This window comes from Prevotella sp. 20925_1_30, assembly GCF_041433025.1.
GTDB lineage: Bacteria > Bacteroidota > Bacteroidia > Bacteroidales > Bacteroidaceae > Prevotella > Prevotella vespertina.
In genome coordinates this window covers 46043-60312 of sequence record NZ_JAPWAR010000012.1, presented here as the reverse complement: position 1 = coordinate 60312, position 14270 = coordinate 46043, and the positions used below count along the sequence as shown (strand labels likewise).

Genomic DNA, 14270 nt, shown 5'->3' with positions numbered 1-14270 from the left:
TAACACTCAAATTATGAAACAAACAAAGATAGTATGTTCAATTAGTGACAGACGTTGTGATGTTGACTTCCTTAGGAAACTTTTCTTTGCAGGTATGAATGTTGTTCGTATGAATACGGCTCATGCAACTCCTGATGGGATTCGTGAGATTATTCGTAACACACGTACAGTGTCTCCACACCTCGCTCTCCTGATAGATACAAAAGGTCCAGAAGTAAGAACAACTGGGACAGATAATCCTATTCATTATAAAGTAGGTGATATGGTGAAGATCTTTGGTCGCCCAGAAGTCGATACAACGAAAGATATCATAAACGTTTCTTATCCAGACTTTGCTCGTGATGTAAAAGTTGGTGATCATGTGCTTTTTGATGATGGTGCTTTGGATATGTTAGTTGTCGAGAGTTCTGGTCCTATGTTGGTTGCACAGGTACAGAACGAAGGTGATTTAGGGTCACATAAGAGCGTAAATGTACCTGGTGAGCATATTGAGTTACCGGCTTTAACAGAGAAAGATAAGCGAAATATTCTTTTGGCAATAGAGGAGGATATTGACTTTATTGCACACTCTTTTGTGCGCTCCGCTGCTGATGTTTTGGAAGTTCAAAAGATACTTGATGAGCATAACTCGGATATTAAAATCATTTCGAAGATTGAGAATCAAGAGGGAGTTGATAATATTGATGAAATAATCGATGCCTCTTACGGTATTATGATTGCACGTGGTGATTTAGGTATTGAAGTGCCAATTGAACAAATTCCTGGTATTCAACGTAGTATTATCAACAAGTGTATTTTGAAAAAGAAACCTGTGATTGTTGCTACTCAGATGCTACACACCATGATTAACAATCCACGACCTACCCGTGCAGAGGTGACAGATATCGCCAATGCAATCTATAGCCACACAGATGCATTGATGTTAAGTGGTGAGACTGCTAGTGGTAAGTACCCTATTGAGGCTGTACAGACTATGGCTCGCATAGCTGAAGCTGCTGAAGCTGATGCACACCAGCGTGGACATATAAACGTTCCTATGACAAACCTTAATGACCAGCGTGAATTTCTGTCTAAAAGTGCTATTGAGGCGACAGAGCAGTTGGGAGTGAAAGGTATTGTAACTGATAGTGAAACTGGTTTGACAGCTCGTAACCTTGCAGCTTTCCGTGGTCCTAACCCCGTGTTAGCTATTTGTTATAAGGAGAAGGTACAGCGTTGGTTGAACCTTAGTTATGGTGTTATTGCCATTCACCAACAGCAACATAAATCTAGCCAAGAGATGTTTATTGCAGCTTTAAGGATGCTACGCCAAAAGGGATACATTGATTTGGAAGATAATATAGCCTATCTCTCGGGGTCTTTCGGAGGTGGAGGAACAACTTTCCTAGAGATTAATAAGGTAGGAGAAGTGTTCAATCGTAGTTATCGTTTCCACTTGCCTGAAGAAGAAACATTCCCTGTTGGAAAAGAAGAAAAATAGTTATTAATTATACGAAAAGGTGTCTAGAATATAATTCCAGACACCTTCTTTATACTTTATGATTACTTTCTCCTTCTTTACTGACTAGCGTTACTATTTTGATTTCATTGCTAGTTATCCTTGATATAAAGATTTAATTCCACCCATGATAAATCTACCATGGTCGTAATTGTATCTCTTTAGGGGTAGTTCAAAAGATATATTCTATTCTTTTTAAATCTTATAGAATTGCTATTTTCTTTACTCGGCGCTCATGTCTACCACCTTCAAAACTTGCTTTGAAGAACTCATCAAGAATCTTCTCCGCTGTCTTATTATCAATGAAGCGACCAGGAAGGACAACTACATTTGCATCATTGTGCTGGCGCGTTAACTCTGCAACATCCTTGTTCCAAACTAATCCTGCTCGTATACCTTGATGCTTGTTTAGTGTCATTGCCATACCTTCTCCACTCCCACAGATAGCAATACCTGGATAGACCTCACCATTTTCAATGGCCTCTGCTAATTGATGGGCGTAATCTGGATAATCACAGCTTAAATCACTATTACAACCAAAGTCCTTATATGCATACTTGTGTTGTTCCAAATATTGGATAACAAATTGCTTCAATGGGAAACCTGCGTGGTCGCAAGCTATTCCTACTTTTTTTATTTCCATAAGCTGTTTAGGTTTTACGAACCAGCCTGTCTTGGGGGACAGGTGGCTCAAGTTAAACTATTGTGCTAGATATTCTTTGACTTGTTTGTATAGATTCTCTGGGGTAAAACCGAGTTTCTCATCCAGTACTTTATAGGGTGCTGAGAATCCAAAACTATTGAGTCCGAAGACTTTTCCATTTGCTCCAACGAGACCTTCAAGGGTAACAGGTAAACCTGCAGTTAGACCGAAAATCTTTGCATTTCGGGGTAAAATATCTTCTTGATACTCTTTGCTTTGACGGCGGAAAAGTCCTTCTGAAGGAGCACTAACCACACGGACTTTTATTCCATCTTTGCGTAGTAATTCTGCTCCATCGACGCAGGTCGATACTTCCGAACCACTTGCTGCAAGGATAACATCGTAATCTTCGTCTGATCCTTTGACTATATATGCACCCTTCCGTGTTCCCTCATAATTAGTTCCTTCTGGTAAGCTCTTTACATTCTGACGTGAGAAGATAAGTGCCGTAGGCGTATCCATATTCTCCATAGCCATCTGCCAACAGATGGTTGCAGCATCACTATCGGCTGGACGAAGAACGCGTACAGAATCTTGACCAGCATGGTTCTGTAACTTCTCCATCAAGCGAATCTGTGCTTCCTGCTCTACTGGCTCATGCGTAGGTCCATCTTCACCAACGCGGAAAGCATCGTGACTCCATACGAATTTTACAGGTACTTGCATGAGTGCTGCCATACGAATAGCAGGCTTCATATAGTCTGAGAAAACGAAGAATGTTCCCATTGCAGTGATAACACCACCATGTAGCATCATACCGATACACATACATGCCATAGCTAATTCACTTACGCCAGCTTGGAAGAAAGCACCACTGAAATCGCCACGAGTAAATGAATGAGTCTTGTTCAGAAAACCATCTGTCTTATCAGAGTTACTGAGGTCTGCAGAAGAAACTATCATATTAGGTACTTGCTCTGCAATTACTCCAAGACATGCTGCAGAACCATTGCGTGTTGGAATATCACGTTTTTGAACTAAACCATTCCAATCTATTTTAGGAGCTTTACCTGAGAACCACTGTTGCATTTGCTCTGCCTTTGATGGATTATGTTTCTTCCACTCAGCCTCATCAGCGTGTCTCTTTGCTACAATCTGCCTTAATTCTGCATTGCGTTTATCGTATAATTTTTGTACTTCTGGGAATATTTTGAAAGGGTCATTAAGCTCTCCACCAAGATTCTTAATAGTATTCGTATAGGCTTCACCACCAAGTGGTGCTCCATGAGTCTTTATGTTATGTTCATAGCTACTGCCGTCAGCTTGCAAGGCTCCTTTACCCATTATTGTTTCACCAATAATAAGGGTTGGGCGTAATTCCTCCTTATTTGCAGCGATAAGTGCAGCACGGATAGCTTCTGGATCATTACCATCTATCTTTATGACATTCCATCCCCATGCCTGATACTTCATTGCTGTATCTTCGCACATAACAGCCCCACATTCTGTTGAAAGTTGGATATCATTAGCGTCATAGAACATGATGAGGTTATTAAGACCTAGATTTCCTGCCAATCTTCCGACTTCACTACTGATGCCTTCTTGTACTCCGCCATCAGAGATGTAAGCATATATTTTGTGTTGCATCATAGTGTGACCAAGTCGAGCCTCAAGGAACTTCTCTGCTATAGCAGCACCTGCAGCATAGGCATGTCCTTGTCCTAATGGACCAGAAGAGTTCTCTATGCCGTGTGCTAAGTCACGCTCAGGGTGTCCTGGGGTGATAGATCCCCATTGACGGAATTGTTTGATGTCATCAATTGTGAACTTCCTTTGAAGTGTTAGCGCTGCATAGAGCATAGGAGACATGTGACCAGGATCGAGGTAAAAGCGATCGCGTCCAGTCCATTCTGGCTGATCTGGGTCATAAACGAGAAACTCAGAGAAAAGAACGTTGATAAAGTCTGCTCCGCCCATAGCACCTCCAGGGTGTCCAGACTTGGCTTTCTCTACCATTGAGACTGCTAGAATTCTAATGTTGTCCGCTGCGCGGTTCATCAGTTCCTTGTCATTCATATAGATTGGATTTAAATTTGATAATGCAAATATAGAGATAAATGTGGAGACCTCAAAATAATAAACTTACATTTTTATAAAAATGTTTTTAGATGCTGCTAATAGTATTTTAAGATCATAATAGAGTTATTCTACTTTTCAGCATACTTATAGTTTATAAACAGAACAATCCTTATATGCTTGCTTGTTGAAGCGATATAGAAGGGCTCCCCTTTTACTAGTTACTTTATCTATAAGACTCGTTTGTTCTATAAAATCAACTTGTTTAATGCGCTTCCTAAAGTTACGTTTATCAACCTCTGTACCTAAGATCGCTTCATGAACATGTTGCAATTGGGTCAAAGTAAATAGTTTGGGCAGCAGACTAAAGCTAATAGGAGCATTGTTGAGGAGCTTGCGTAACTGTTCCAAAGCTAGTTGCACCATCTTTTGGTGATCGCCATATAGATCTTCTAGATGGTCTAATTCAAGCCATTGTAGGTCATTTTCCTCCATAGCTTGATGGTTATAATCTGTTGCATTGATGAGTGCACAATAGGCGATGGAGATAACTCGATCACCTGGATCACGATCTATTTCACCAAAAGCACCTACTTGTCTCATGTAGGGATTCTTAATACCTGTGCATTGATATAATACACGATTAGCAGCCTCTTTCAAGCTCTCATCTTCTTTTACAAATCCTCCATACAAAGACAATCTGCCACTTTCTGGTTCTACTTTACGCTTACCGACAAGTAGTTTAAGCTTTTTGTTTTCAAATCCTAGGACTATACAATCCACGGAGACTAATATTTTGGGTTCTCCTTGGTAATATTCATTCATGTTGTAGACATTTATAATAGAGATGTAAAATTACTATTTTTTATTATTTAATCACGTTTTTATCCGTTTATTTTGACTTTCGCAAAGTAAAAAGCCATAAGTCTTTATGAGCTTATGGCTTATACTTTTTCAATTATAACTATCAGATTTAACAAACCTTATGAGAGCCTTCACTGATGATTACAGGATAGATCTCTGGTTTGTGTCCATATTTTGCATTGAACTTCTCGGTTACATTCTCAATGAATGTCTCGTACAAGTCGTCTTTTACGAGGTTAATCGTACAACCACCGAAACCGCCTCCCATGATACGAGAACCAGTAACACCATTCTCTTTAGCAACATCATTGAGATAATCAAGTTCCTCACAGCTAACCTCATACTCCTTGCTTAGACCATAGTGCGTCTCGTACATCTTCTGTCCAACTGTCTCATAGTCACCAGCAACAAGAGCATCGCAAACAGCAAGTACACGATCTTTCTCGCCCAGTACGAAATGTGCGCGCTGATAATCCTCGGCACTAACTTCTGCTTTTACAGCCTCTAGTTCTTCCCAATTAGCATCTCGCAATGTCTCGAACTTCTTATCAGGGAAATGCTTACCAAGTGCTGCTACAACATTCTCACAACTCTTACGACGATCATTATAAGGACTTCCTGCCAACTCATGTTTAACCTTTGAGTTTACGAGAACCAACTTGTAACCTTTTGGATCAAATGGGAAGTACTCAAATTCACGACTCCTACAATCAAGGCGCATGAGCTTTCCTTCTTTGCCAAAGACGCTTGCAAATTGATCCATAATACCACAGTTAACACCGATGTATTTATGTTCTGTAGCCTGCCCTGCCAATGCAATATCCCATTTAGAAATCTTGTTATCAGCAAACAAATCATTCAGAGCACAGCCAAAACAACTTTCCATAGCAGCAGAAGAGCTCATACCAGCACCGAGAGGAACGTCACCAGCAAAGGCAATATTAAATCCTTTTACATCAACACCAAGTGCTTTAAACTCCTGAACCATGCCATAGATGAATCGTGCCCATGTAGCGCGTGGACCTTTTGGATCGTCTACCTTAAATTCAACTCGGTCTTTCAAGTCGATAGAGTAACACATTATAGTATCTGTTCCGTTAGGTCTTACTTCTGCCATGATACCCTTATCTACGGCACCAGGGAATACGAAACCTCCATTATAATCTGTATGTTCACCAATGAGATTAATACGTCCTGGTGAAAAATAAATGTTACCAGTTTTGCCGTCAAAATGTTTAATGAAACGACTTCTTACAAATTCTATGTCCATGTTAGTTAGTATATTTTAAAATGATTGTTAGGGTTTTTATCTTACATTTATGTTATAATAGCAGACAATTCAAAAGGAATTATCTGCTATTAGAAAGGGTATTCTTGTTATGCTTTCTTAGCTGGGCGAGAGCCAATCAAAGCGAAGAAGAGGATATAAGCTAACATTGCGACGATTAGCCAATAGCTCTGAATATCACCAATCTTAGTTGCCATGAGGTTCTGAATCAATGGCATGACACCACCACCGACTACCATAGTCATGAACAAACCAGAGGCTGTTGCTGTGTATTTCCCAAGTCCCTCTGTTGCGAGGTTGAATATTACGCCCCACATTACGGATGTACAAATTCCACACAAGATGATGAACAATACCTTTGTTGGAACTTCTGCATGTATCAATGTACTCTCGGCAAGGTTAGGTACTGTAAGGTTCATCTTGCTAGCTTCTGGTGTGAATATTGCAATTAAAAGGAGGGCAATAGCCACTACAGATGTTACTGTTAACTGTGTGCGTGAAGAAACTTTACCGCTGATGAAAGCACTTACAAAACGACCAACAAGCATTAACAACCAATATATACCAGCAATGAGACCAGCTACAGCCGCACTACCAAGAACACCGCCTTCAGATACTGGCTCACTCAGATAGAATAAGAGTTGTCCAGGAATACCCACCTCTACACCAACATAGAAGAAGATGGCAATAATTCCTAAAACAAGTTGGCGATAAGCCAAAGCACCCTTAACACCACCAATGACATCTGCATGCTCTGTTTCAGGCTCGGTTAGTTGGGTGAACCAGACGATAACAAATGAAGCTGCAAAGATACCTAATGCGATAAGAAGTAATGGTGTTACTACCTGCAGAGAAGTGTCTTTTGTAATCTCACCAATCATTGATCCCGCAAGCATAGGGGTTAATGTTGCTGCGAGAGAGTTCAATGATCCACCAGTTTGAATGAGCTGGTTACCACGGTTACCACCGCCTCCTAGCAAGTTAAGCATTGGATTGACAACAGTATTAAGAATACATACACAGAATCCGCAAATGAATGCTCCTAGTAAGTAAACAACGTATGTGCTGATAGAATTACCATCCATAGTACTTGAAACGTATTGTACTCCAATACCTACAAAGCCCAATGCTAAGGCAACAAGAGCAGTCTTCTTGTATCCGTATTTAGTAATCATCATACCAGCTGGGATGCCCATGAATAGGTATGCAGCAAAGTTCATCATGTTGCCCATCATACCTGCCCAATCATAGTGTTGTTTCCAGATTGTGCCAAAAGGTGCCGCCATGTTGGTGACGAAAGAGATCATTGCGAACAGGAACATCATAGTGATGATTGCCACTAGAGTTCCTTTCTTCTTTGTTTGATTTTCCATTGTGTCTATTTTATTTTTTTGTTTATTAATTCATAAGATGGTTATTCCTCCACTCCAAACTTATAGATTGTCTTCTGCGTGTAATCCTTACATGGCTCCAAGATAACTGATGGGAAATAAGGATGGTTAGGGCTATCTGGGAAGTGTTGAGCCTCGAAACAGATAGCACTACGACGTGGGAAGGTTGCTCCATGTTGTCCTTTGTATCCATCAGCCCAGTTATCTGTGTACACCTGAACGCCTGGTTCTGTTGTATAAACTTCCATTGTTCTACCGCTATGAGGCTCTTTGATCCGTGCAGCAAACGACAATTCTCCCTCTTCCCTCTTGTTCAGAACGAAGCAATGGTCATAACCTGCTCCATTCTTAATCTGTTCGTTATCAGCATCAATATCTTGTCCAACGGGTTTCATCTGACGGAAGTCAAAAGGTGTATCTGCCACCTTTCTTATCTCACCTGTTGGTATAGAAGTCTCGTCAATAGGCAAGTAGAAATCAGCATTTATTTGACATTCTAAGTCATTGATAGTGGGTGTTGGGTTAGCAATACCAGCCAGAGAGAAGAATCCATGACTAGTAAGGTTGATGATAGTCTTCTTATTTGACTTAGCGAGGTATTTGATAACTAGCTCGTTATCGTTTGTAAATGAATAGGCAACCCACACTTCAACCTCACCTGTGTACCCCTCTTCTCCATAAGAGGATGTGTATTTTAACACAACAGCGTGTTCGTTTACCTGTGTTGCATCCCACACTTTGGCATTGAATCCTTGTTTGCCTCCATGCAGAGAGTTAGGTCCATTGTTAATAGCAAGTTTATATTCTTTGCCATTGAGTTGGAATCTTCCTTTTGCAATGCGATTGCCATATCGTCCAATAAGAGTTGATAGATAAGGTTCGGGAGAATTGATAACGTCTTGAATATTATCGTGTCCTTGAATAACATTGGATAGGTTCCCATTTCTGTCAGGAACCATTATTGCGACAATAGCACCACCATAGTTCGTGATTGCCACTTCGTTTCCTTTTGCGTTCTTAAGGATATAGAGGTCTGTTTTCTTTCCATCAATAGTGGTCTGGAAGTCCTCTTTCTTCAGTCCACACACATATTGTGCCTCTGCGGTATTTACCATGACGTTTGTTTTTAGTTACTAATTCAATGAATTGCAAAGTAAATAAAAATAAACGAAAGTCACAAACTTAACCTTAAGAAATGATATTTACTATTGTGTTAAAAACAATTAATCAACACTCTTTCCTTTGCTTTCCAGAAGTGCTTTTATTGCTTAATCAGCATATCTTTAATGCTTTTCTTTTTATAATCGAATACTTCTTCTGATTCTTAATTTGGGTTTGTTCTTATGGAATTAGACAACAAGTTTAAAATGAAGAGACGCTCTTTTTGATGGGATAAGAGCCTTTCCTTGTCGTGAAGAAACGCTCTTCTCTGTTTAAGAAGGGCGTTTCTTTCTTTACTTTCTATTGTTTTCTATTAATAAAAAATCATTTCATTATATACCGACTTATTCTTCATTGTTGTGCATTCACATGTCTCGTTGGAAACTTCTATCCTTCGTGAATGTTATAAGAGATATCCTTTTGAATTTCTATTGTAAGCCTGCTAGTAGATCTGCAACCACATAACTAGACCCACCAACAAATATGAAGTCATCTTTGTTGGCATCAGTAAGAGCTGCGCGATAGGCTTCCATTACTGTTGGATATTGTTTTCCTTGTAAGTTGTAAGCATCAGCTGTTTCGAAAACCTTATGTACAGGGAAGGCACGATGCGTACTTGGTTGTGTCCAGTAGTACACGGCATCATCGGGTAACATACCCATAACAGAGTGTAAGTCCTTATCATCCACCATACCAAAGACGATTCTTCTTTGTTTGCAAGGCGTATGCTTGATTTGTTGAGACAGATATTTCCATCCGCCAGCATTGTGTCCTGTGTCACAAATTACTAATGGTTGTTTTTGAATTGTCTGCCATCTACCCATGAGCCCAGTCATCTCACAAACGTTTGCAAAGCCTTTTTCTATACTTTCTGTATTCTTTATCACACCTTTATTATATAGGTGCATGGCTGCAGTAAGTACAGTATTGGCATTCTTCTCTTGATAGTTTCCTCCTAACTCACCCTTAATATGACCGAAGAAACGGGTTTCGTATGCACGTCCCCCACTTGGTAAAGCCTGCGAAGAGAGTACTGCTGGGATGTCTTCAGCGAATACAATCAATGAATCCATCGTTTGTGCCTTAGCCAGAAAGACCTTTTGCGTCTCGGGCACAGCCTCTCCGATGATTACTGGTACACCTTGTTTTATGATTCCCGCCTTCTCTGTTGCAATCTCACCAAGCGTATTTCCGAGGAATTGAGTATGGTCAAGAGATATGTTCGTAATGATAGAAAGGATAGGAGTTATAATGTTCGTGCAATCCAACCTGCCACCTAATCCCACTTCAATAATTGCTATATCGACCTTTTGGTCAGCAAAGTGTTTGAAGGCCATAGCAGTTGTTAGTTCGAAGAAAGAGGGATGTAATGGTTCAAAGAAACTGCGTTCTTGCTCAACAAAATCGATTACCTCTTGTTCAGAAATCATCTTTCCATTTACTTTGATACGCTCCCGGAAGTCAATAAGATGCGGACTTGTGTAAAGCCCAACCTTATATCCTTCAGCCTGTAAGATGGCTGCTAAAGTGTGAGAACATGAGCCTTTACCATTCGTTCCAGCGATGTGAATGGTGAGAAAGTGGGTGTGCGGATGACCAAAGTGCTCGTCTAGAGCGTGTGTCGTCTCCAATCCCTCTTTGTATGCGGAAGCACCAATATGCTCAAAAACAGGGGTGCTATTGAACAGATATTCTACTGTTTCTTGGTAAGTCATGTAGTGTGTTATGTTTGTAATCTTGGGTGTTTGACAATGGATATAATAACATTTAGTCCCATTAGCCGTTACAGTCTAATGGGACTAATACCATTCATCTTACAATCAGCTAGTCGACTTGTAGAATGAATCGAAGGCATTAATTAAACAATTTCTTGAAGTTTTCAAAGATAGAACGCTTCGTATTCTTATCACCACGGAAGTTCTCGCTGTCACGCAATTCCTCGATGGCTTTCTTCTCAGACTTTGTTAACTCCTTTGGAACATAGATACTGATATGTACGACAAGATCGCCAATTCCAGTGCCATAACCCTGTACGGCAGGTAGTCCCTTGCCCCTTAGTCGAAGTGTCTTACCCGGTTGTGTGCCTGGTTCAATTTTAATCTTTACGTTGCTTCCATCGATAGTTGGAATCTCAACTTGCCCTCCGAGGACAGCCGTTGGGAAGTCGAGTAGGAGGTTATAGATAACATTTTGTCCGTCACGAACGAATGTTTCATTAGGTTCCTCTTCGATATACACTTGTATATTACCCGTCACTCCGTTGTGCTTTCCAGCATTTCCTTTGCCAGGAACGTTGACCACCATACCTTCTGCAACACCTGCTGGGATATTGATTTCGACAACTTCTTCACCCTTAACGACACCTTCACCTTGACAATGAGTACACTTGTTCTTGATGATCGTACCCTCTCCACCACATACGTGACAGGCTGTTTGGGTCTGAATCATACCAAACATACTTTGTTGAGTACGTATCTCTACACCAGAACCATGACAGTTTGGACAAGTCTCTGTGCCACTTCCACCTTCTGCACCTGTACCATGACAATGCTCACAGGTGACGTCTTTGCGCACTTTAAACTTCTTGGTAACACCTGTAGCGATCTCTTGTAAGGATAAGCGAACCTTCAGTCGGAGGTCAGAACCACGATATTTAGGTGCCTGTTGACCACCGCCACCAAATCCGCCAAAGCCTCCGCCGTGACCACCGAATACATCTCCAAACATGGAGAAGATATCATCCATAGAGAATCCACCCGCTCCACCGAAGGGGCTGCCACCACCGAATCCACCGCTCGGAGCATCAAATCCGAATTGATCATACTGCTGGCGTTTCTGCGGATCATGCAATACATCGTATGCTTCCGCAGCCTCTTTGAATTTGGCTTCCGCCTCGGCATCACCAGGATTGCGGTCAGGGTGATACTTAATAGCTAGTTTCCTGTAAGCCTTCTTAATCTCATCTACAGAAGCACTCTTGCTTACTTCGAGTACTTCATAGTAATCTCTTTTAGCCATCTTGTTTATTGTCCTACTGCTACCTTAGCGTGTCGGATAACCTTATCATTCAATGTATATCCTGTTTGAACACAGTCTATTACCTTTCCTTTCATGGCATCTCCCATGCCAGGAACCATGGCAATAGCTTCGTGGTAATCAACATCAAAGTCCGTATCGTTTGTTTCAATCTTCTTTACTCCCAGTGTCTCCAGTGTCTTGAGGAACTTTTTGAAGATGAGTTCAAAGCCCTCTTTGATAGCTACTGGGTCTTCTGTCTTGTCAGAAAGAGCACGTTCGAAGTCGTCTAAAATAGGTAAGATAGAGGAGATAGTCTTCTCACTTCCATTTAAGATTAGCTCTGACTTCTCTTTTAACGTACGTTTCTTATAGTTGTCAAACTCGGCTACTAAACGGATATACTTGTCCTTCCATGCTTCAGCCTCACTCTGTGCAGCGGCTATAGGATCAGTCTTTTCTTCTGAAGAAGATTCCTCTGAAGAATCCTTTTCATTGTTATCTTCAGCCTGTGTATTCTCTTCGTTCATAGTAGACTCATCATAGTTCTTTTCCAACTCTTCGCCTTCTATGTTTATTTTCTTTTCTTTCTTGCTCATATTAAAGTACTATTAATCGTGGTATACACCTACAAATTGTATGCCATGTTGGATGTCTTTAGTACATGCCAGCCCTCTGTTCCTTGATTTGTTCATCATGGATATAGTCGTCGTAAGTGGTTAACTTATCGATAGTACCACTTGGTGTCAACTCGATGATACGATCAGCAACAGTGTTGATGAACTCGTGGTCATGTGAACTAAACAGGATATTACCCTTGAAACTAACCAAGTTATTGTTGAATGCTTGGATACTTTCGAGGTCAAGGTGGTTCGTTGGCGTATCAAGGATGAGGCAGTTTGCATTCTGTAATTGCATACGGGCAATCATACAACGCATCTTTTCTCCACCCGAGAGGACGTTTACCTTCTTCTCAACCTCTTCTTGTTTGAACAGCATTCTACCTAAGAATCCCTTCATAGCAACCTCATTACCTGGACCGTACTGAGATAGCCAGTCGACCAGATTTAGGTCACAATTAAAGAACTCAGTATTGTCTAGTGGGAGGTAAGCTGTTGTAATAGTAACACCCCAGTTGTACGTTCCTTCGTCTGCTTTTCGATTACCATTAATAATCTCAAAGAGAGCTGTCATTGCTTTTGGATTGCGTGACAAGAATACGACCTTTTGCCCCTTTTCTATGTTGAAGTTTACGTGATCGAACAATACAGTGCCGTCTGGATCAACTGCTTTAAGGTCTTGTACCTCTAGAATCTGGTTACCCGGTTCACGTTCCATACTGAATATGATGCCTGGATACTTACGACTTGAAGGGCGGATCTCTTCAACGTTTAGACGTTCCAACATCTTCTTTCGAGATGTAGTTTGCTTACTCTTTGCAACGTTAGCAGAGAACCGGCGGATGAATTCCTCAAGTTGTTTCTTCTTCTCTTCAGCCTTCATTTTCTGGTTCTGAGCTTGTCTCAATGCAAGTTGTGAGCTCTCATACCAGAACGAATAATTACCAGCAAAGACTGTAACTTTGCCGAAGTCGATATCAATCGTTTGTGTACTAACAGTGTCCAAGAAGTGACGGTCGTGTGAAACAACTAACACCGTCTGATGCTCGTCAATCTCACTTAGATAGTCCTCAAGCCATTCCACGGTATCAAGGTCAAGGTCATTAGTAGGCTCATCAAGTAGTAAGTTCTCTGGCTTACCAAACAATGCTTTCGCCAACATAACGCGCACCTTCTCTGTATTTGATAGCTCCGACATCTGCTTCTCATGTAGATCCTCTTTAATACCGAGGTTCTGAAGAAGTTGTGCGGCATTGCTTTCTGCCTCCCAGCCATTCATCTCTGCGAACTTTAACTCTAGGTCGGCAGCGCGGTTACCATCCTCTTCTGTCATCTCTGGCTTGGCATATAGCGCCTCACGCTCCTTCATATTCTGCCAAAGACTATCGTGTCCCATGAGGACAGTATCCATCACTTTGTACTCGTCATATTTAAAGTGATCCTGCTCCAATACCGACAATCTCTCGCCTGGACCAAGCTCGATAGTTCCCTTGTTAGGCTCTAAATCGCCTGATATCGCACGAAGTAATGTAGACTTACCTGCGCCATTAGCACCGATAACTCCATATATATTACCTGGTGTAAACTTTAGATTAACGTCTTTGTAGAGAACTCTCTTGCCGAATTGGATAGCAAGGTTTGAAAGTGTAATCATCTTTTTCTAATACCTTATTATATAATAATTTGGCTGCAAAGGTACTACTTTTATTCCATT

Annotated in this window: 11 protein-coding genes; 1 reads left to right on the top strand and 10 read right to left on the bottom strand. The window is 41.0% G+C overall.

What is annotated here, in order from left to right:
- Positions 1-13: 13 nt before the first annotated feature.
- Positions 14-1480 carry a pyruvate kinase gene (gene pyk, locus O3603_RS06915; RefSeq protein WP_371521737.1) on the top strand — a complete coding sequence of 489 codons (1467 nt, stop codon included), beginning with the start codon at positions 14-16 and terminating at the stop codon, positions 1478-1480.
- A gap of 220 nt (positions 1481-1700) precedes the next feature.
- Here the strand turns inward: pyk and rpiB are convergent, their stop codons facing one another.
- From rpiB to O3603_RS06865, 10 genes are all read right to left on the bottom strand, one after another.
- Complete coding sequence (rpiB, locus tag O3603_RS06910; RefSeq protein WP_009434582.1) at positions 1701-2141, bottom strand: ribose 5-phosphate isomerase B; 441 nt, start codon at positions 2139-2141, stop codon at positions 1701-1703.
- Between the two features lie 57 nt (positions 2142-2198).
- Positions 2199-4217, bottom strand: coding sequence for a transketolase family protein (locus O3603_RS06905; RefSeq protein ID WP_371521735.1), 2019 nt, complete (start codon positions 4215-4217; stop codon positions 2199-2201).
- A 147-nt stretch (positions 4218-4364) separates the two neighbouring features.
- Positions 4365-5042: an NUDIX domain-containing protein gene (locus O3603_RS06900; protein ID WP_371521733.1), complete on the bottom strand. Its 678-nt coding sequence runs from the start codon at positions 5040-5042 to the stop codon at positions 4365-4367.
- A 148-nt stretch (positions 5043-5190) separates the two neighbouring features.
- Positions 5191-6351, bottom strand: a complete 1161-nt coding sequence (gene galK / locus O3603_RS06895; RefSeq protein WP_371521731.1) for a galactokinase — start codon at positions 6349-6351, stop codon at positions 5191-5193.
- Positions 6352-6458: 107 nt separating this feature from the next.
- Entirely contained in the window at positions 6459-7742 is a 1284-nt protein-coding gene (locus O3603_RS06890; protein WP_155716131.1) for an MFS transporter, read from the bottom strand.
- A gap of 41 nt (positions 7743-7783) precedes the next feature.
- Complete coding sequence (locus O3603_RS06885; RefSeq protein WP_371521729.1) at positions 7784-8875, bottom strand: aldose epimerase family protein; 1092 nt, start codon at positions 8873-8875, stop codon at positions 7784-7786.
- Positions 8876-9349: 474 nt separating this feature from the next.
- Entirely contained in the window at positions 9350-10636 is a 1287-nt protein-coding gene (locus O3603_RS06880) for a folylpolyglutamate synthase/dihydrofolate synthase family protein (protein WP_371521727.1), read from the bottom strand.
- A 139-nt stretch (positions 10637-10775) separates the two neighbouring features.
- Entirely contained in the window at positions 10776-11939 is a 1164-nt protein-coding gene (gene dnaJ, locus O3603_RS06875; RefSeq protein WP_371521726.1) for a molecular chaperone DnaJ, read from the bottom strand.
- A 5-nt stretch (positions 11940-11944) separates the two neighbouring features.
- Positions 11945-12535: a nucleotide exchange factor GrpE gene (locus O3603_RS06870; RefSeq protein ID WP_371521724.1), complete on the bottom strand. Its 591-nt coding sequence runs from the start codon at positions 12533-12535 to the stop codon at positions 11945-11947.
- Between the two features lie 58 nt (positions 12536-12593).
- On the bottom strand, positions 12594-14210 hold the full coding sequence (locus tag O3603_RS06865) for an ABC-F family ATP-binding cassette domain-containing protein (RefSeq protein WP_018910226.1): 1617 nt from the start codon (positions 14208-14210) through the stop codon (positions 12594-12596).
- Positions 14211-14270 lie beyond the last annotated feature (60 nt).